19 protein-coding genes, 1 tRNA gene and 1 pseudogene are annotated in these 17745 nt (G+C 72.8%); 7 read left to right on the forward strand and 14 right to left on the reverse strand.

Going from position 1 to position 17745, the window contains the following annotated elements; genetic code table 11:
• Window position 1: 1 nt before the first annotated feature.
• The gene (locus NMK34_RS29990; RefSeq protein WP_318336127.1) at window positions 2–1780 is read right to left on the reverse strand and encodes a hypothetical protein; all 1779 of its coding nucleotides are present in this window, start codon (window positions 1778–1780) and stop codon (window positions 2–4) included.
• A gap of 208 nt (window positions 1781–1988) precedes the next feature.
• Here NMK34_RS29990 and NMK34_RS29995 point away from each other — a divergent pair, with 208 nt between their 5' ends.
• Window positions 1989–2693, forward strand: a complete 705-nt coding sequence (locus NMK34_RS29995; protein WP_013289245.1) for a class I SAM-dependent methyltransferase — start codon at window positions 1989–1991, stop codon at window positions 2691–2693.
• A 53-nt stretch (window positions 2694–2746) separates the two neighbouring features.
• On the opposite strand, the gene NMK34_RS30000 is transcribed toward NMK34_RS29995, so the two are convergent.
• The 3 genes from NMK34_RS30000 to NMK34_RS30010 form a co-directional block, all read right to left on the reverse strand.
• Window positions 2747–3280, reverse strand: a complete 534-nt coding sequence (locus NMK34_RS30000; RefSeq protein WP_318336128.1) for a YbhB/YbcL family Raf kinase inhibitor-like protein — start codon at window positions 3278–3280, stop codon at window positions 2747–2749.
• A gap of 40 nt (window positions 3281–3320) precedes the next feature.
• A complete protein-coding gene (locus tag NMK34_RS30005) occupies window positions 3321–4010 on the reverse strand; it encodes a DNA alkylation repair protein (RefSeq protein ID WP_318336129.1) in 690 nt (229 codons plus the stop codon).
• A gap of 428 nt (window positions 4011–4438) precedes the next feature.
• Window positions 4439–4528, reverse strand: a tRNA-Ser gene (locus NMK34_RS30010).
• Window positions 4529–4623: 95 nt separating this feature from the next.
• Here NMK34_RS30010 and NMK34_RS30015 point away from each other — a divergent pair.
• Complete coding sequence (locus NMK34_RS30015) at window positions 4624–4752, forward strand: hypothetical protein (protein ID WP_318336130.1); 129 nt, start codon at window positions 4624–4626, stop codon at window positions 4750–4752.
• Between the two features lie 9 nt (window positions 4753–4761).
• Window positions 4762–5736 (forward strand): NAD(P)H-quinone oxidoreductase, encoded by a 975-nt coding sequence (locus NMK34_RS30020; RefSeq protein WP_318336131.1) that lies wholly within the window; start codon window positions 4762–4764, stop codon window positions 5734–5736.
• 3 nt (window positions 5737–5739) lie between these two features.
• Here NMK34_RS30020 and soxR read toward each other — a convergent pair whose 3' ends face one another.
• The gene (gene soxR, locus NMK34_RS30025) at window positions 5740–6192 is read right to left on the reverse strand and encodes a redox-sensitive transcriptional activator SoxR (protein ID WP_318336132.1); all 453 of its coding nucleotides are present in this window, start codon (window positions 6190–6192) and stop codon (window positions 5740–5742) included.
• Window positions 6193–6238: 46 nt separating this feature from the next.
• Between soxR and NMK34_RS30030 the strand changes: the two are divergent.
• Together NMK34_RS30030 and NMK34_RS30035 are read left to right on the forward strand one after the other, a co-directional pair.
• Window positions 6239–6923: pseudogene (locus tag NMK34_RS30030) on the forward strand (transketolase).
• Between the two features lie 14 nt (window positions 6924–6937).
• Entirely contained in the window at window positions 6938–7813 is an 876-nt protein-coding gene (locus NMK34_RS30035; RefSeq protein ID WP_318336464.1) for a transketolase, read from the forward strand.
• 70 nt (window positions 7814–7883) lie between these two features.
• On the opposite strand, the gene NMK34_RS30040 is transcribed toward NMK34_RS30035, so the two are convergent.
• The 6 genes from NMK34_RS30040 to NMK34_RS30065 all read right to left on the reverse strand — a co-directional run bounded on the left by NMK34_RS30040 (window position 7884) and on the right by NMK34_RS30065 (window position 13323).
• On the reverse strand, window positions 7884–8594 hold the full coding sequence (locus NMK34_RS30040) for a glycosyltransferase family 2 protein (RefSeq protein ID WP_135242490.1): 711 nt from the start codon (window positions 8592–8594) through the stop codon (window positions 7884–7886).
• Between the two features lie 79 nt (window positions 8595–8673).
• Window positions 8674–9261, reverse strand: coding sequence for a hypothetical protein (locus tag NMK34_RS30045; RefSeq protein ID WP_318336133.1), 588 nt, complete (start codon window positions 9259–9261; stop codon window positions 8674–8676).
• 57 nt (window positions 9262–9318) lie between these two features.
• Window positions 9319–10761 (reverse strand): sensor histidine kinase, encoded by a 1443-nt coding sequence (locus tag NMK34_RS30050; protein ID WP_412098974.1) that lies wholly within the window; start codon window positions 10759–10761, stop codon window positions 9319–9321.
• A gap of 16 nt (window positions 10762–10777) precedes the next feature.
• Window positions 10778–11461, reverse strand: coding sequence for a response regulator transcription factor (locus NMK34_RS30055; protein WP_030499376.1), 684 nt, complete (start codon window positions 11459–11461; stop codon window positions 10778–10780).
• A 68-nt stretch (window positions 11462–11529) separates the two neighbouring features.
• Window positions 11530–12042: a hypothetical protein gene (locus tag NMK34_RS30060; protein ID WP_318336134.1), complete on the reverse strand. Its 513-nt coding sequence runs from the start codon at window positions 12040–12042 to the stop codon at window positions 11530–11532.
• Window positions 12043–12150: 108 nt separating this feature from the next.
• Window positions 12151–13323, reverse strand: a complete 1173-nt coding sequence (locus NMK34_RS30065) for an acetyl-CoA C-acyltransferase (RefSeq protein WP_318336135.1) — start codon at window positions 13321–13323, stop codon at window positions 12151–12153.
• A 99-nt stretch (window positions 13324–13422) separates the two neighbouring features.
• Here NMK34_RS30065 and NMK34_RS30070 point away from each other — a divergent pair, with 99 nt between their 5' ends.
• The gene (locus tag NMK34_RS30070; RefSeq protein WP_030272641.1) at window positions 13423–13854 is read left to right on the forward strand and encodes a PH domain-containing protein; all 432 of its coding nucleotides are present in this window, start codon (window positions 13423–13425) and stop codon (window positions 13852–13854) included.
• Between the two features lie 3 nt (window positions 13855–13857).
• Here the strand turns inward: NMK34_RS30070 and NMK34_RS30075 are convergent, their stop codons facing one another.
• Complete coding sequence (locus NMK34_RS30075) at window positions 13858–14799, reverse strand: rhomboid family intramembrane serine protease (protein ID WP_318336136.1); 942 nt, start codon at window positions 14797–14799, stop codon at window positions 13858–13860.
• Between the two features lie 25 nt (window positions 14800–14824).
• Window positions 14825–15355: a peptidylprolyl isomerase gene (locus NMK34_RS30080; protein ID WP_013289260.1), complete on the reverse strand. Its 531-nt coding sequence runs from the start codon at window positions 15353–15355 to the stop codon at window positions 14825–14827.
• An 84-nt stretch (window positions 15356–15439) separates the two neighbouring features.
• On the opposite strand from NMK34_RS30080, the gene NMK34_RS30085 reads away from it, so the two are divergent.
• Window positions 15440–16297, forward strand: coding sequence for a hypothetical protein (locus NMK34_RS30085; RefSeq protein WP_318336137.1), 858 nt, complete (start codon window positions 15440–15442; stop codon window positions 16295–16297).
• A 70-nt stretch (window positions 16298–16367) separates the two neighbouring features.
• Here the strand turns inward: NMK34_RS30085 and corA are convergent, their stop codons facing one another.
• Entirely contained in the window at window positions 16368–17516 is a 1149-nt protein-coding gene (gene corA, locus NMK34_RS30090; protein ID WP_318336138.1) for a magnesium/cobalt transporter CorA, read from the reverse strand.
• Between the last annotated feature and the right edge of the window lie 229 nt (window positions 17517–17745).

The raw sequence follows: 17745 nt of genomic DNA on the forward strand, positions 1-17745 counted from the left end.
CTCAGTCGACCAGCGGCCGGACGTCCCACAACCACACCCCGCCGGTACGCCTCGGCGTGATCCCGCTCAGCTCGGTCATCGCCCGGCGCAGCGCCTCGGCCTGCGGCAGCCGGGGGTCGAGTATCACCGCTCCGGCCCGCCAGTAGCGCAGGTCGTCCACGGCGGCCACCCGGTCCTGCGGCGTGATCGGCGGGACCGCGTCGGTGCGCCGTACCGTCTCGAAGAACGTGCTCGTCGGGCGCGGCGGCGCGGTGAACAGCGCGATCCGGTCGCCGCCGGGGCGGGTGTCCGGATAGAGGAAGTAGCCGCGGGCCAGCGGCATGTCCAGCCGGGTCTCGGCGGACCAGCGCAGCGGAACCGCGTACGTGGTGTCGGGCAGCGGCAGCGTGACGATGCTCCGCCCGTCCGCGACGTAGGGACGCCAGGCACCGGAGGTGACGAACGCCGGGGTCGGATCGAGGCGCTTCGCGGGCAGCGGGGTGGGCAGGATCGGCAGCAGCGCCATGGCGAGCACGGTGACGGTGGCGAACCGGATCTGGCCGCGCGCGTCCGGGTGCCGTACGGCCAGCCGCCGGACCCGCTCGGCGCCGAACGCGAGCAGCACGCCGATGATCGGGGTGAGCGCGAGCGACCATCGGGTGGGCACCACCGAGTGCAGGACCGGCAGGTTCTCCAGCGCGGCCCAGGGGCCGGGGATGCCGGTGTCCTGCCCGTCGTAGCGGATCTCCCGGCCGAGCGAGAAGAGCGCGAACACGAGCCCGACCGCCGCCAGCCCGAGCACGACCGCGTTGCGGCGCAGCCACCAGACCAGCGCGATCACCAGGATCACCAGCGGCCAGCCGAAGAACGCGTTCTCCTCGGTGGCGTTCTTGACGAGCGGTTCGCTGCCCCGGGCGTCGCCCGCCACCGACTCCCGGGACCAGGCCACGTACGCGGCGAGGTCGGTGGAGTAGCCGCGGATCAGCGTGGAGAGCCCGCTGTACGCGCCGGGGCCGAAGAACTGGACCCAGAGCGGGTACGCGAGCAGAACCCCCGCGACCACCGCGGCCACAGCGAGCCCGGCGGCGAACGGGCTGGCCGCCGAGCGCAGCGCGGGCCGGCCGAGCGCCAGCGCGAGCACCACCACGCCGAGCCCGATCGCGGTCATCAGCAGGATCTCCAGGTTGAGGAACGCCTGCCAGACGATCACGAGGGCGAGCAGGACGCCGTTGCGCAGCCACCGGCCGGGCTCGGCCAGGCGCAGCGTCCGCCAGATGATCAGCGGCACCACGAACTGGCTGACGATGTTGGGGTGCGAGTTGGCGTGCGAGATCATCGCCGGCGCGAACGCGCAGAAGGCGGCACCCAGCCAGGCCGGACCGCGGGACTTCACGACAACTCGGGAGAGCAGGAAATACCAGGACACGCCGGTGGCGGCGAGCCCGAGAGTGAGGAAAATCAGAAAGGACCAGCGCGGACCCGCCCAGAGCGTTATCGGGGTCAGCGGCAATGAAACGGATAATACGGACGTATTAGCCATGAGATTGACGACATCCGGCACATTCATCCGGTCCGAGGTGAACGGATAGGCGAAATCAGTGACGACGCGAGCACCATGCGCCATCATCCATTCGAATTGCGCCTGATCCGTCCGGTTGTCCCGGATGCCATTGCGCGGATCGGCCCACAGTCGAGCGGTCACCCAGAACGCGAGCAACACGAAGCTGAGCACGGCGAGCGCGTCGATCCGCCTACCCTGCCCCGATTTCGGCGCGCTCGCGCCGCTTTCCGGAGTAGTCATGACATTTCAGAGCGTAGTCAGGGTATGACGGGCACGTGCAATGTTCCGGGGAATCACGTACTATGTGCCGAGTTCGCCGAACGCCGAACAGGCACCCCTCCGGATCACAATTCGGCCCCCCTCCGTCCCCCGATTTCCCCCTCAGCCATCCAGATGGTTGACTCTGACGGTCCAGGCGCGGGTCAGTCATATCGTGAGGAATCGACGCATGGCAGAAATCACTGGGGATCAGCGCGTCCAGTCCGAGGTGCTCGAAGGCCTGGCGACGGCTGTCAACCACCGGCAGTGGTTCGTCGAGCTGGCGGTGCCCTACCTCGGTGACAACCCGATCGAGATCGGCAGTGGCCTCGGCGACTACGCCTCCGCCTGGGCGGCGTACGCACCCCGGATCACCGCCACCGAGGCCGACCCGGACCGGCTCATCCAGCTCAAGGAACGGCTGTCCGACCACCCGGGCGTCGAGGTCCGGCAGATGCTGCTCCCGCACCACGAGCGCGGCGACTACAGCGCGGCCGTCTCCTACAACGTGCTCGAGCACATCGACGACCACGTGGGCGCGCTGCGCAGCATGCGGGATCTGGTCCGCCCCGGCGGCGCCGTGGTCATCATCGTGCCGGCGTTCCAGTTCGCCATGAGCCCCGCCGACATCGCCACCGGCCACGTCCGCCGCTACACGAAGAAGACGCTCGCCGCGGCGATGACCGAGGCGGGCCTCACCGTCGAGCGGATCCACTACGCCAACGCACTCGGTCTGATCGGCTACTTCATGGCCACCAAGGTCTTCCGGCTGATGCCGAAGGAGGGCCCGATGGTGAAGGTGTACGACACGCTCGTGCTACCCGTCACCAAGGCCGCCGAGCAGCGCGTCCGGCCGCCGTTCGGCCAGTCCGTCTTCGCCGTAGCCCGCGTGTAAGGAAGGGCCCCTTATTAACAGACGTCTGTTAATAAGGGGCCCTTCCTTACACCTCACTCCTTGATCTGGTACGTGGGGCGGATGACCGCCCGGGCCAGGGTGTGGAACGCCAGGTTGAAGCCGACGAAGGCCGGGCTCGCTCCGGCGGGGATGTCGAGGCGGTCCACGTCCACCGCGTGCACCGCGAACACGTACCGGTGCGGGCGGTCGCCGGCCGGCGGCGCCGCGCCCCCGTAGCCGGTGTCGCCGTAGTCGTTGCGGACGCTGAACGCGCCGTCCAGGTCGGCCTCACGCACGCCGGTCGGCAACTCGGTGACGGACGCGGGCAGGTTCACCAGCACCCAGTGCCAGAAGCCGCTGCCGGTCGGGGCGTCCGGGTCGAAGCACGTGACCACGAAGCTCCTGGTCTCGGCCGGGAAGCCCGACCAGGACAGCTGCGGTGAGACGTTCTCGCCGCCGGTGCTGCCGTGCGCGTACCGCGCGTCCATCGGCTCGCCGTTGTGCACGTCGTCGCTGGTGAGGTCGAACGACGGCACCGTCGGCAGCAGCTCGTACGGGTCCGGGGCGATCGGTCGTTCCAGGGTCATCGAAACGGTCCTTCCGGGTACGCGAATGTCCTGCGCCCCTTCATACCCCGTTGTCCGCGCCACCGTGCTGTCGGCGCACCATCTCGTTGATCCAGACCGGCGCGTACGGGGACGTGCACCCGGGCGGCGTCGGATAGTCCTTCAGCACTCCGAGCCGCGCACCGATGCCGATCGCGCGCTCCCGGTACGCGGCGTGCTCTATCCCGATCTGCGCCAGGCAGTGGTTCATCGCCCACTGGAGGCGCTCCGGCGCGCCCGCCATCTCCGCCTCGATCACGTCGAGCAGACCGGCCAGGTCCAGCCCGTCCGGGTTGCGCGCCACCCGCTCGGTGGTCAGTGCCCAGCCGGCGCTCGCCACCACCGGATCCGGATCGGCCGACCAGGCCAGGCGCAGCGGCTCGGCGTGCGGGCTCTTCTTCACCACGTAGTTCACGAGCCAGTCGTGCACCTTCGGCGTCCGCGCCTCGCGCAGCATGGTGTCCAGCTCGTCCCGCCCGTACGCCTTCGGCCGGCAGATCAGCAGCGCCAGCAGCCGGGCCGCGCTGTCGCCGGTCGCCCACAGCTCGCGGGCCAGCTCCTGCTGCGTCTTCAGCCGCTTCGCGATCGCCCGCAGCTTGCCCAGGTTGACCCCGTGGTCGTCGCCGTGCCGCTCGTTCACCGCACGGATCTTCGGGTCGCCGAGCGCGGCCAGCTCGGCCGTCACCTCAGCCACCGTCGTCGTCTCCGCCACCAGGGCCTCCCGCCGTCGCCGCACCCCGCAGCCTACGACCGGCCCGACGCTCCCGCTGTTCCGCCGCCCCGCTGTTCCGCCGCCCCGCCGTTCCTCCCTCGGCCGCCCTGCCGTGCCGTCGCCCACATCCCGGCGCCCCACGTCCGTCGCGCTGGTCGCGACACCGGGCTGACGCACGGGTACGGCGCTTGCCCGCGACGACCGCAGTGCGGGTGATCCAGGGGTGGGGAACCGGAGAGACGCGGCCGTTCGGCGTTGAAGACCGACGGTCTGATGCTCGGCGCCCTGGGAGAAGGACCATCTCCTGTTGCGGCTTATGCCTCTCGGTCATGCTTATGACCCAGAGGCATAAGCCGTAGAGGCCATGACTTCACTCCAGCCGACACGCCCGGCGGGCTGGCTGAGCTGCGTGAAGGGAGATCAGCTACTGGCGGAGGGTGTGGGATTCGAACCCACGAAGACATCGCTGCCTTACCGGTTTTCAAGACCAGCGCCATCGGCCACTAGGCGAACCCTCCCGGCACGCCCCCGAGGGGTGCGCGACCGGGACCAGTGTGCCACGAACCCCGTACCGGGCAAGCCGCCGTCCCACCTCCCCTGCGAGAACGTGTGCGTGCGGGAGAGCCCGGCAGTGGTGCTGATCAGCGGAATCACGGCTGCCGGCAAGTCCACAGTGGCCGAAGGGCCGGCCCGGCAGCCGTCCCGGGCGGTGCACCTGCGCGGCGACGCGCGGATCGGGTAAGACTGAACCATGCGCGCAGTCACGATCACGGAACCCGGCGGACCCGAGGCGCTCGTCTGGACCCACGTGCCGGACCCGGAGCCCGGTCCGGGCGAGGTGATCGTGGAGGTGCGGGCGAGCGCGGTGAACCGGGCCGACCTGTTGCAGCGGCAGGGGCACTACCCGCCACCGCCGGGCGCGTCCGCGTACCCCGGTCTGGAGTGTTCGGGGACGGTGCGTGCGCTCGGTCCCGGCGTGACCGGCTGGTCGGTGGGCCAGGAGGTCTGCGCGCTGCTCGCCGGTGGCGGGTACGCCGAGCAGGTCGCGGTGCCGGCCGGGCAGTTGCTGCCGGTGCCGGCCGGGGTGGACCTGGTCGACGCGGCGGCCCTGCCGGAGGTGGCCTGCACGGTCTGGTCGAACGTGGTGGACCTGGCCCGGCTGGCCGAGGGGGAGACGCTGCTGGTGCACGGCGGCGGCAGCGGGATCGGCACGTTCGCGATCCAGCTCGGCGTGGCGCTCGGCGCGACAGTGGTGGTGACCGCCCGCTCGGCCAAGCACGACCGGCTGCGTGAGCTGGGCGCCGCGCACACGATCGACTACCGCGAGCAGGACTTCGTCGACGAGGTACGCCGGATCACCGACGGCCGGGGCGCGGACGTGATCCTGGACATCATGGGCGCGTCCTACCTGCCCCGGAACGTGGCGGCGCTGGCGACCGGCGGGCGGCTCGTGGTGATCGGCATGCAGGGCGGCCGCAAGGGCGAACTCGACCTGGGGATGCTGCTGGCGAAGCGCGCGGCGGTGCACGCGACCGCGCTGCGGTCCCGCCCGGTGGACGACAAGGCGACGATCGTCCGGGGCGTACGCGAGCAGGTGTGGCCCCTGGTGGAGGCGGGCCGGATCCGGCCGGTGGTGCACGCCCGGGTGGACATGGCCGACGCCGCCGCCGCGCACCGCCTGGTGGAGACGAACGACCACCTGGGCAAGGTTCTGCTGGTCCGGTGAGGGTCAGCCCTGGCCGGGGCGCGGGAGCATGAGGCGCGGGCCGGGGCCCTCGGCGGCGAGTGAGTCACCGGGGTTGTAGAGCGTGCAGCGCTGCAACGACAGGCAGCCGCAGCCGATACAGCCGTCCAGGTCGTCGCGGAGCTTGCCGAGCAGCCGGATCCGCTCGTCCAGCCGGTCCCGCCAGGCGCGGGACAGCGCGGCCCAGTCGTCGGGCGTGGGGGTACGCCCCGACGGCAGCGAGTCGAGCGCCGCCCGGATCTCCTCCAGCGAGACGCCGACCTGCTGGGAGATCCGGATGAACGCGACCCGGCGCAGCTCGGTGCGGGCGTAGCGGCGCTGGTTCCCGCCGGTGCGGGCGGCGTGGATCAGGCCGAGCCGCTCGTAGTAGCGCAGCGCCGAGGCGGCGACGCCGCTGCGGTCGGCGAGCTGTCCGATGGTCAGTGTTGCTTCGTGCATCACACGGCCTTGAGTTGAAGTTCGCTTCAAGTCCGAGGCTATCGGTATGACGACGACCACCGCCACCGACCTGGGTGCGTTCCTGAACCGGGTGCGCGCCGGCCGCGAGTTCGGCGCCAACCTGTACTCGACGCTCGACGTGCTCCAGGTGCTCTACGACCGGGTGCTCCGGATCACCCCGGCCACCGTGTCCGACCCGGACCGCGACCGCTTCCTGCTCTCCAAGGGTCACGCGGTCGCCGGGTACTACGCGCTGCTCGCCGCCCGCGGCTTCCTGCCGGCCGAGTGGCTCGACGACCAGGGCGGCCCGGCGAGCCGGCTCGGCGACCACCCGGACCGGACGCTCGTGCCGGGCGTGGAGATCGGTTCCGGTTCGCTGGGCCACGGGCTCGGGCTGGGCGTGGGCACCGCGCTCGGGCTGCGGGCCCAGGGCCGCACCGAACCCCGGGTGTACGTGCTGCTCGGCGACGCCGAACTGGACGAGGGCTCCAACCACGAGGCGATCGCGTACGCGGGCGCGACCGGGCTGGGCAACCTCACCGCGATCGTGCTGGACAACCGCTCGGCCACACACGGCTGGCCGGGCGGGGCGGCGAGCCGGTTCACGGTGAACGGGTGGAGCGCCGCAACGGTGGACGGGCGCGACCACGACGCCCCTGCACGCCGCCCTCACCGGGCACGACGATCACCGGCCGCACGTCGTCGTCGCGGTCGTCACGGACGGGGAGTGACAATGAGCAGCACCATGCGCGACGCGTTCGTGACAAGCACCGAGGAGGTGCTCGCCGATCCGCGGACGACAGTAGTGCTCGCCGACATCTCCGCCGCCGCGTTCGAGCCGGCCGCCGCCCGCTACCCGGACCGGGTGGTGAACGTCGGCATCCGCGAACAGCTGATGATCGGGGTCGCAGGTGGGCTGGCGCTGACCGGGCAGCGGCCGATCGTGCACAGCTACGCCCCGTTCCTGGTCGAGCGGGCGTACGAGCAGATCAAGCTGGACCTCGACCACCAGGACGTCGGCGCGGTGCTCGTCGGCATCGGCGGCTCGTACGACCGGGCGGCGGCGGGACGCACCCACCTCGGGCCGGCGGACGTGGCGCTGCTGGACACGCTCCACGGCTGGACAGTGCACGTGCCGGGGCACCCGGACGAGGTCCGGCCGCTGCTGCGCGACGTGGTGTGCGGGCAGGACTCGGCGTACCTGCGGCTGTCCATCCAGGCCAACGCGCAGGCGTACCCGCAGGCGGGTGACCTGCACGTGGTGCGCGACGCCGGACCGGGCGCGCCGCTGCTGGTGGCCGTCGGTCCGGTGCTCGACGCGGCGGTGGCGGCGACGGCCGACCGGCCAGTCACCGTGGCCTACACCCACCGGCCCCGGCCGTTGGACACCTCCGGGCTGCGGGCGCTCGCCGGGACCGAGGTGATCCTGGTCGAGCCGTACCTGGCGGGCACCTCGACGCGGGTGGTGTCGGAGGCGCTCGCCGACCGGCCGCACCGGCTGCTCGCCCTCGGAGTGGGCCGCAAGGACCTGCGCCGCTACGGCAGCGCCGAGGACCACGAACGCTGGCACGGCCTGGACGCCGCCGGGCTGCGCCGCTCGGTCGACGCGTTCCTCACCTGAGCGTCCCGGACACGGCGGAACCCCGCGACCTCGGCTCGTGCCGGGCTCGCGGGGTTCCGTCGACGCTGGCTCAGTGCGCGGCGGCGGGACCGGCCGGGCGGCGGCGGGCGCGCTCGCGGGCCAGGATCCAGATCGCCTCGACGCCGTCCTTCCAGGTGATCTTCTTGCCCTCCTCGCGGCCCCGGGCGCGGTAGCTGATCGGCACCTCGTACGGGCGGATGCGGCGGCGCAGCAGCTTGCCGGTGACCTCCGCCTCCATGCCGAAGCCGCGGGAGCGGACCTGCAGCGAGCGGTACAGCTCCAGCGGCATCAGCTTGAAGCAGGTCTCCAGGTCGCCGATGTAGGAGTTGTAGAGCACGTTCGCGGCGAGCGTGACGCCCTTGTTGCCCATCACGTACCAGAAGCTGTACGAGCTGTGGCTACCGAAGGTCCGATTGCCGTAGACGACAGTCGCCCGGCCGTCGAGCACCGGCTCCAGCAGGCGCGGGATGTCCTGCGGGTCGTACTCCAGGTCGGCGTCGAGGATGACCATGTACTCGCCCTCGGCGCTGTCGACGGCGGTCTTGATGGCCGCGCCCTTGCCGGCGTTGCGCTGGTGGGTGATCACCCGCAGGCGGGCGTCGTCCACGCGGCCGAGAACCTCGCCGGTGCCGTCCCGGCTGCCGTCGTCCACGACGACGAGCTCGATCTCGCAGGGGTAGTCCACCGCCAATGCCTGCTTGAGGGCATCCGCGATACGTTCTTCCTCGTTGTAGACCGGCATGAGGATCGAGAGCTTCACGGAATCTCCACGGAGGCGATGGCAGGTCGGGGCATAGCGTAGCCTGGCACATTGCTCAGGTCACGACAGCCCGGGCACCCTATTCCTGGCGAAGCGGTACGACCACGAGCCGGGCCACGCTCCGGTCGCCGTCCTTCGCGCCGGCCACACCGACCGTCGTACCGATCTTGATGTCGCTCGATCGGATCGTGGTCCGGCGCTCGACCACCCGCAGCTTCTCGCCGAACGTCCACGTCACTGTGAAGCCGTCGGTGGACTTGACGGTCATCGTCCTGTCGTCGATCGCCGTCACCTCGCCGCGCTGGACCGTGACGGTCTTCGTGCCGCCGTCCCTGGTCTTCACCACTGCCTCGCCGTGCAGGGTGTTGCGCTGCAGCAGCACCCGGGCCCGGTGCCGCTGGTGTCCCTGCTTCGCCCGCTCACCCTCGCCGCCCGGCCCGGCCTTCGGGCTGCCGGAGGGCGCCGGCGCGGCCAGCGGATCCACGTCCAGTTCTCCGGCGTCGACGCCCAGCGCGGCGAGTGCCTGACCCTCGGTACCCAGGGCCGCGCTCACCTCGACCGCGTCGTCCGGTGCTGCGCCGGGCCGGGCCGCGCCGCACCCGGCGAGCCCGAGCGCGGCCGCGGCGAGCAGTGCGGTGGCGCCGGTGACGATTCGCTGACGTGCCATCAGTGGTCCTCTCTCGCGGTGACGACCCGAGCGTTCCGCACCGATGCGAGGAGACGGTCAAGCCGATGTTCGAGCCGCGTAAGGATCCGGCGGCACCCGGACGGTGAAGGCGGCACCGCCCTCCGGGGCGTGCCCGGCGGCGATGTCCCCGCCGAGCCGGCGGACCAGCCCGGCGGCGAGCGCCAGGCCGAGCCCGCTGCCCACCTTGCGCACGCCCCGGTACCGCTCGTGCAGCGCGCCGCGCTCGAACGCCACCCGCAGGTCGTCGTCGGTGAAGCCGGGCCCGCCGTCCCGGACCTCCAGCACCCCGCCGCCCGCCGGACCGTCGGCGCGGACCGCGAGCACCACCGGCGCCCCCGGCGGTACGACCCGCAACGCGTTCTCCAGCAGCCCGTCGACCACCTGCCGGATCCGGCCCGGATCGGTGTACGCCGGCACCGGCACACCCGGCGTCTCCAGCCGGAACGGCACCCCGAGCGCCGCGCACCGGCCGGACCAGGCGCGCTCCGCGTCGGCGGCGAGCCCGGTCAGGTCGACCGGCACCGGTTCCAGGGGGAAGTCGACCGCCTCCAGCCGGGCCAGCGCCAGCAGGTCGCGGACCAGCCGGTCCAGGTGTTCGGCCTCGGCGAGCACGGTCCGGCCGGTCGCGGGCACCGCGTCGGCCTCGATCACCCCGTCGGCCAGCGCCTCGGCGTAGCCACGGATGGCGGTGAGCGGGGTCCGCAACTCGTGCGAGACGGAGAGCAGGAACTCGCGCTGCCGCCCCTCGCTCGTGGCGAGCGCGGCGGCCAGGCCGTTCAGCGCGTACGCCAGGTCGGCCACCTCGTCGGGCGGCTCGACCGGTACGCGGACCGCCCGGTCCCCGGCGCGCAGCCGCGCGGCGGCGGTGGCTGCGGTACGGATCGGCCGGGCCAGCCGGCGGGCGAGCAGCAGTCCGGCGGCCGCCCCGGCGGCTAGCCCGGCGAGCAGCGGCAACCAGAGTCCCCGCAGCACCTGCTGCCAGGGCGCGGCGCTGCGGGCCCGGGTCAGCACCACACCGTCCCCGCCGGGCAGCGCCCGCGCCTCGACCAGCCGGCGTTCCCCGTCGACAAGCCGCCGCCCGGAGACGTTCTCGCCGCCGGCCACCCGCGTCACGAGCGGTCGGGGCAGGCCCGGCCGGTCGGCCCGGCCGTCCTGGATCACGTACACCTCGATCTGCTGCTGGCGCAGTTGCCGGATGAGCCGGTCCCCGGCGCCGTCGCGCTGGCGTACCGGCCGTATCCGGAGCACGTCGGCGGCGAGCCGGGCCTGGGCGGCGAGCGCCGCCTGGTCCCGGCGTTCCGCACCGCGTACCGCGAGGGGCACCGCGACGAGCGCGGTGACGAGCACCGACACCAGCGCCACCGCGCAGGTGGCGAGCACGGCGCGGGCGGTGAGCGTCCGCCCGGGGCGCCGGCCGGGCCGGACCGGACCGGTGGGCGGCATCGGCGCCGTGGGCGGCATCGGCACCGTGGGCGGCATCGGCACCGTGGGCGGCTCAGGCATCGGCGGCGTACCCGACGCCCCGATGGGTGCGGATCACGCTGTCCGGGCCGAGCTTGGCCCGCACCTGCGCCACGTGCACGTCGACGGTCCGGGTGCCGGCGTGCGCCGCGTACCCCCACACGCCGGCCAGCAGTTCCTCCCTGGTGAACACCCGGCCGGGCCGCGCCATCAGGTGGGCCAGCAGGTCGAACTCGGTGGAGGTGAGCTGCACCGGCGTACCGGCGGCGGTCACCGTGCGGCGGGCCGGGTCGAGTGTGACGGCGCCGAGCGTGCGGGGCTGCTCGGCGGGCGTGCCGGCGGTGCGGCGCAGCACGGCCCGCAGCCGGGCGAGCAGTTCACGCGGGCTGAACGGCTTGGTGACGTAGTCGTCGGCGCCCAGTTCCAGCCCGACGACGCGGTCCACCTCGTCGTCGCGGGCCGTGAGGAAGATGACCGGCGTCCAGTCGCCGGCCGCGCGCAGCCGGCGGCAGATCTCGGTGCCGGCCAGGCCGGGCAACGCGATGTCGAGCACGCAGGCCACCGGGCGCAGTCGCCGCGCGGCGGCAAGCCCGGCCTCGCCGTCACGTTCCAGGTGTACGCCGAACCCGTCCCGGGTCAGGTAGAGCCGGACCAGGTCGGCGATGGCCGGCTCGTCCTCCACCACGAGGACGAGCCCGGGCGGGGCGGCGGTGGTCACCGGCCCATGATGACCGACCGGCGACCGCCCGGCCGGTCAGGGAATGTTCGGATCAGGTAAGGAGGACGTCAGCGGGCCGGGGCGGGCCGCAGCACCGTCGGGCGGGCGGCCGCCGGCGACTCACCGATGGTCGCCACCACCCGCTCGGCCGGCGTACGCAGGCGGGTGCGGAAGGCGTGGTTGAGCAGCGCGTCGAGCTGCCACACCTGCTTCGGGTGGTGGGTACGCAGGACGAAGCGCTCGCGCACCCCGTCGATCGCGGTGGCCGCCAGCTCCACGCTGTGCGCGCGGGCGTCGGGGCTCCACGTCACGTGGCTCAGCTCGCGCAGTTCGGTGTTGAGGTGCAGGCGCAGCCGGTGCAACACCCGGGTCTGCCGGGTGACCACCAACCGCCGGTGGGTGAGAAGCATCAGGTAGTCGCCGCCCACCGGGTCGTCCGGGCGGCTGCACCGGGTGACCAGGATGGTCGCGTCGCCGGAGCCGACGCACCGGCGGAACACCGGCATGTGCCGGGTGACGGTCTGGGTCGCCAGGCCGGTCTCGGCGGCGGCCGGGAGGAACGTTCGCGAGAACACGTCCATGCCCGGTCCAACGAGCCGATGACCAGGGGTGATATGGGTCACGCCCGATTTCTGGAACTTCCACACGTGCAAGTCGCACCCGCGGTGCGACACCGGCGACCGGCCGGGTCAGAGCAGCTCGACGATCGTGGCGTTGGCCATGCCGCCGCCCTCGCACATGGTCTGGAGGCCGTAGCGGATGCCGTTGTCCCGCATGTGCTGGAGCATCGTGGTCATGATCCGCGCACCGGACCCGCCGAGCGGGTGACCGAGCGCGATCGCCCCGCCCCGGGGGTTGAGCCGCTCCGGGTCCGCCTCGGTCTCGGCCAGCCAGGCCAGCGGCACCGGGGCGAACGCCTCGTTCACCTCGTACACCCCGATCTCCTCGATGCCCAGCCCCGCGCGGCGCAGCGCCTTCGCGGTGGCCGGGATCGGCGCGGTGAGCATGGTGACCGGGTCGTCGGCGGCGACCACGGCGGTGTGCACCCGGGCCAGCGGGCGCAGACCGTGCCGGCTGGCCCACTCGGCGGTGGTGACCGCGAGCGCGGCGGCGCCGTCGGAGATCTGCGACGCGGACCCGGCGGTGACCACGCCGTCGGCGCGGAACGGGGTGGGCAGCTCGCCCAGCTTCGCCAGCGAGGTGTCGCGGCGGATGCCCTCGTCGGCGGAGAACTTGCCGCCGTCGGCGAGCGCCACCGGGGCGAGTTCGGCCTCGAACGCGCCCGCGTCCTGCGCGGCGGCGGCCTTCTCGTGGCTGGCGAGCGCGAACTCGTCGAGCTGGGTACGCGAGAAGCGCCACCGCTGCGCGATCAGCTCGGCCCCGACGCCCTGGTTGAACGGCAACGGGGAGTCCTCCGCGACGCCCTCGACGCCGCGGTAGCGCTCCAGGATCGCCGCGCTGAACGGCATGCCACCGGCGACGCTGGCACCCATCGGAACCCGGGTCATCGACTCGACGCCACCGGCCACGACCAGGTCGGCCTGGCCGGACAGGACCGTCGCGGCGGCGAAGTGCAGCGCCTGCTGGCTGGACCCGCACTGGCGGTCGAGCGTGGTGCCGGGGACCGACTCCGGCCAGCCGGCGGCGAGCACCGCGTTGCGGGCCACGTTCCAGGACTGCTCGCCGACCTGCGACACACAGCCCCAGACGACGTCGTCGACCTGACCCGGGTCGATGCCGGTGCGCTCGGCGAGCGCGCGCAGCACGTGCGCCGAGAGGTCGACCGGGTGCACTCCGGCGAGGCTGCCCTTGCGCCGCCCGACCGGGGTCCGTACCGCGCCGACGATGACCGCGTCACTCATGTCTACTCCCCGGTAACCTCGCTTGCCCCGATCCTACGTGCTGATCCGACCGGTCGTCCTCCCCCGGCGTGCGGCAGGTGCGGCTGGCATGCTGGCTGGATGGATCCACAGTCGCCGCCGGTCCGGCAGTGGCGGGTGCCGCGCGAGGTGCCGGTGCTCAAGGCGGTGGGCGCGCTCGCGCTCGTCGCCCTGGGGCTGGTGTTCGCCGGCGGTGACCCGGTCCGGCCGGCGCTCGCCGGGCTGGCCGCCGCCGGTCTGCTCGCCTGGGCGCTGCGCGACGTGGTCGCGCCGGTCCGCCTCGCCGTCGACCCGGACGGGCTCACCGTGCTGCGGGGGTTCGCCGGGCGGCGCCGGCTGCCGTGGGACGCCGTGGAGGCGATCCGCCTGGACCGGCGCAGCCGGCGCGGGATCACCGCCGAGACGCTGGAGATCGACGCCGGCGAGTCGCTGCACCTGTTCGGCCGCCGCGACCTGGACGCCCCGCTGGACGAGGTGGCCGCGGCGCTGGACGAGGCCCGCCCCGCGCGCTGAGGCTCAGCCGAGCAGCGCGGCGGTGCGGACCAGCGTCAGGCCGATCAGCGCGACCAGCACGATCGCGCAGCCCGCCACCTGGAACACGGTGCGCCGTGACCGAGGCGCGTACGCCAGGACCAGCGCCACCAGCGCGCCCGCCACCAGACCGCCGAGGTGCCCGGCCACCGAGATGCTCGGCACGGTGAACGTGAAGATCAGGTTGATCACCAGGATCGGCACGATCGCCGAGGTGTCCCGGCCGAGCCGCCGCATGATCACGAAGACGGCGGCGAACAGGCCGAAGACGGCGGTCGAGGCGCCGGCCGTGAACCGGTTCGGCTCGGTGAAGACGTACGCGGCGACGTTGCCGCCGAGCCCGGCGAGCAGATAGAGCGCCAGGAAGCGCAGCGGCCCGAGCACCGCCTCCAGCGTCCGGCCGAGCACCCAGAGCGCCCACATGTTCAGCAGCAGGTGCGGCACGCCGTAGTGCAGGAACATGGCGGTGACCAGCCGGTACCACTCGCCGTCGGCCACCCCGCCGACGTGGCCGTCGGGGAAGCGCGCCAGGCCGAGCACCGCACCCCACTCGGTGAGCGGCGTCCCGTTGCCCATCAGGCCGCCCAGGCCACCGCCGGCCACTGCGGTCCCGCTGCGGGCCGAGAGGATGGACAGCAGCATCATCACCACGTTCAGCGCGATCAGCGCCTTCGTGACGTTGCCCTGGCGGCCGGCGGCACCGCCACCGAAGGCGGTACGCGCCGGCCGCACGCTGCGGCGGCCCTCGGCGACGCACTCCGGGCACTGGTGGCCGACGGAGGCGTCCCGCATGCACTCGGTGCAGATCGGCCGGTCGCACCGGGTGCACCGGATGTGTGTCTCCCGGCCGGGGTGCCGGTAGCAGACCGGAGTGGTCGGCACCGGACCCCCGGTGGCGTCGCCTGGCTGGCCGGAGCGCTCAGTCATGCGAGCAAAGGTACCCGCGTGCCGCTCAGGACTGCTTGTGCTCGATCTCGACCCGCTCGATCACCACGTCCTGGATCGGCCGGTCGCTCGGGCCGGTCGGGGTGTTGGCGATCGAGTCGACCACCTTCGCGGACTGCTCGTCGGCCACCTGGCCGAAGATGGTGTGCCGGTTGTTCAGGTGTGGCGTGGGCGACACCGTGATGAAGAACTGCGAGCCGTTGGTGCCCGGCCCGGCGTTCGCCATCGCCAGCAGGTACGGCCGGTCGAAGCGCAGCTCGGGGTGGAACTCGTCGGCGAACTTGTAGCCCGGACCACCGCGGCCGGTGCCGGTCGGGTCGCCCATCTGAATCATGAAACCGCTGATCACACGGTGCGAGACGGTGCCGTCGTAGTACGGCCCGCTGCCCGGCTGACCGGTACGCGGGTCGATGTACTCCCGGGTGCCCTCGGCCAGCTCCACGAAGTTGCGGACGGTCTTCGGCGCGTGGTTCGGGAAGAGCTCCAGCCGGATCGGGCCGGCGTTGGTGTGCAAGGTGGCGTAGACAGCCTCGGCCACGGGTACTCCTCACTCGTAGTTCAGTTCCTTGCGGATCCTCCCATGTGCCCGATCTGGCCATGCGGAGGCATTCGAAGGTGGAGGATGACGAAGGAACAACTCCCAGGAGGTGGGACCGTGTTTGGAATCGGGCGGCGAAAGACCCAGGGCCAGCTCGCGAAGGTCGAGTTGAACCAGGGCATCGGTCACCTGAGGCAGGCCGCCACGCACGCGGCGAAGGGTGCCGGCGCCACTGTCGGCCCGCGGGTCCAGGCAGCCCGGGTCGCCGTCGCGCCGACCGCGGTCCTGGTCCGGGACCGCGCGTCCAGCGGGTTCGCGTCGACCGCCGCGGCGCTCGCGCCGGTGCTGCTGGCCGTGCGCAACGCCCGGGTCGAGGCCGCCGGCAAGGCGTCGGACGGCCGCAAGGTGATGGCCAAGAAGCAGGCCGCGATGACCAAGAAGGCGAAGAACATGAAGGCCGGAAAGAAGAAGCAGCGCAGGTCGCGGGGCATGACCGCGGGCCTGCTGGTGGCCGGCACCGTCGCCGGCCTGGCCGGTGCGATGGCCATGCGCCGTCGCCGCGAGCAGCAGGAGTGGGCCGAGTACGACCCGACCGGCACGCTCGGCGCGACGGGCACGCTCGGCGCGACGGGCACGCTCGGCGCGACCGGTCGCGACAAGCTGGAGCCGATGCGGGAGGACGTGGACACGATCGTGGTGGAGACCCCGGACGCGAGCGCGAAGGTGACGCAGGCCGGCCCGACCGGTGCCGGCTCCTCGGCGGTGGCAAAGGGCAGCAGCGCGTCGACCGCCACCTCCGGCAGCCAGCCGGTGATCCACCCGAACGACCAGGTTCCCTCCGTCGCCGAGGGCGCCCGGGACGTCTCCGGCCGCCCGGCCGACGACATCACCAAGGCCGTCCAGGCCGGCAAGAACGCCGCGAAGGCCGGCGGCCGCCGCTGACCTCGTACCGTCGGATCAGCGCCGGCACGCGGGGCGACCCGCGTGGCCGGCGCTTCCGCGTGTACGGGGGTTACAGCCAGCCGTTGCGGCGGAACAGACGGTAGAGCGTGAAGGACGCCACGAGCATCAGCGCCCAGACGCCCGGATAGCCGTACGTCCATTTCAGCTCGGGCATGTTGTCGAAGTTCATGCCGTAGATGCCGGCGATCGCCGTCCACACCGCACCGATCGCGGCCCAGGCAGCGATCTTGCGCATGTCGTTGTTCTGGTCGACGGTGACCTGGGCCAGCCGGGCCTGGAGGATCGAGTTGAGCAGGTCGTCGTAGGAGTTCACCTGCTCGACGGTGCGGCTGAGGTGGTCCTGCACGTCGCGGAAGTAACGCCGTACCTCCTGCGGCACCGCGCGGTTGACCTGCGAGGTGAGCGTGATCAGCGGGCGCTGCAACGGCACCACCGCCCGCTTGAACTCGACCAGCTCCCGCTTCATCTGGTAGATCCGCTGGATCCGGCCGCTGCTCTGCCTGTCGAAGACGTCCGCCTCCAGCACGTCGAGGTCGTCCTCCAGCCGGTCGGCCACCTCCAGGTAGAGGTCCACCACTCGGTCGGTGATCGCGTACGCGACCGCCCACGGGCCGTGCCGCAGCAGGTCCCGCTTCGCCTCCAGGTCGGCGCGCACCGGCGCCAGCCGGCAGGCGTCGCCGTGCCGCACGCTGATCACGAAGTGCGGCCCGATGAAGAGCATCACCTGGCCGGTCTCCACCACCTCGGAGTTCTCGGTCAGCTCGGCGTGCTCGCAGTAGCGGGCGGTACGCAGCACCAGGAAGACGATCTCGCCGAAGTGTTCCAGCTTCGGGCGCTGCTGGGCCTTGACCGCGTCCTCCACCGCCAGCTCGTGCAGGCCGAAGGTGGCGGCGATCTCGGTCATCTCGGTCAGGTCCGGCTCGTGCAGGCCGAGCCAGACGAAGCCGTCGCTTTCCTGCCGGGCGGCGGCCAGGGCCTCGGCGTATCCGGGGCGGCCGGGGCGGCGCTCGCCGTCGACGTACAGCCCGCAGTCGACGATGCCGCTGCGCTCCGGGCCGGCCGGCCGGGGCGTACGCGGGGAGCCGTCCGCGTTGAGGATGCGGGACATCGCGCGTACCGGGGCCGACCAGGCGCGGGGGCGCAGGGCCCGGCTGCCGTCGGTGCCGGCGGTTCGGTCGCGTGCCACCCGGTCCGTCATCTCTCGCCCCCTTCCCCTGAAGCTGCGGCTTGCAGGTTACGCCGACCGGCGGGAAGCGCAGCGCGGGCGCGGGTGCGGGAGACGGGCGGTTGCGACGGGCGTCACGCGGCGGCGCCGGGCGGGCCGGGCCGCGTCAGGGGGGGTGAGGGGCGACACGGCCCACCCGGCACCCCTTGGGGGCGGGAGTGATGCTGGGCGTGCCGCCGGCCCGGCCGGTCGTCCGGCGTGC

This window comes from Micromonospora sp. BRA006-A, from assembly GCF_033433935.1.
Lineage (GTDB): Bacteria > Actinomycetota > Actinomycetes > Mycobacteriales > Micromonosporaceae > Micromonospora > Micromonospora aurantiaca.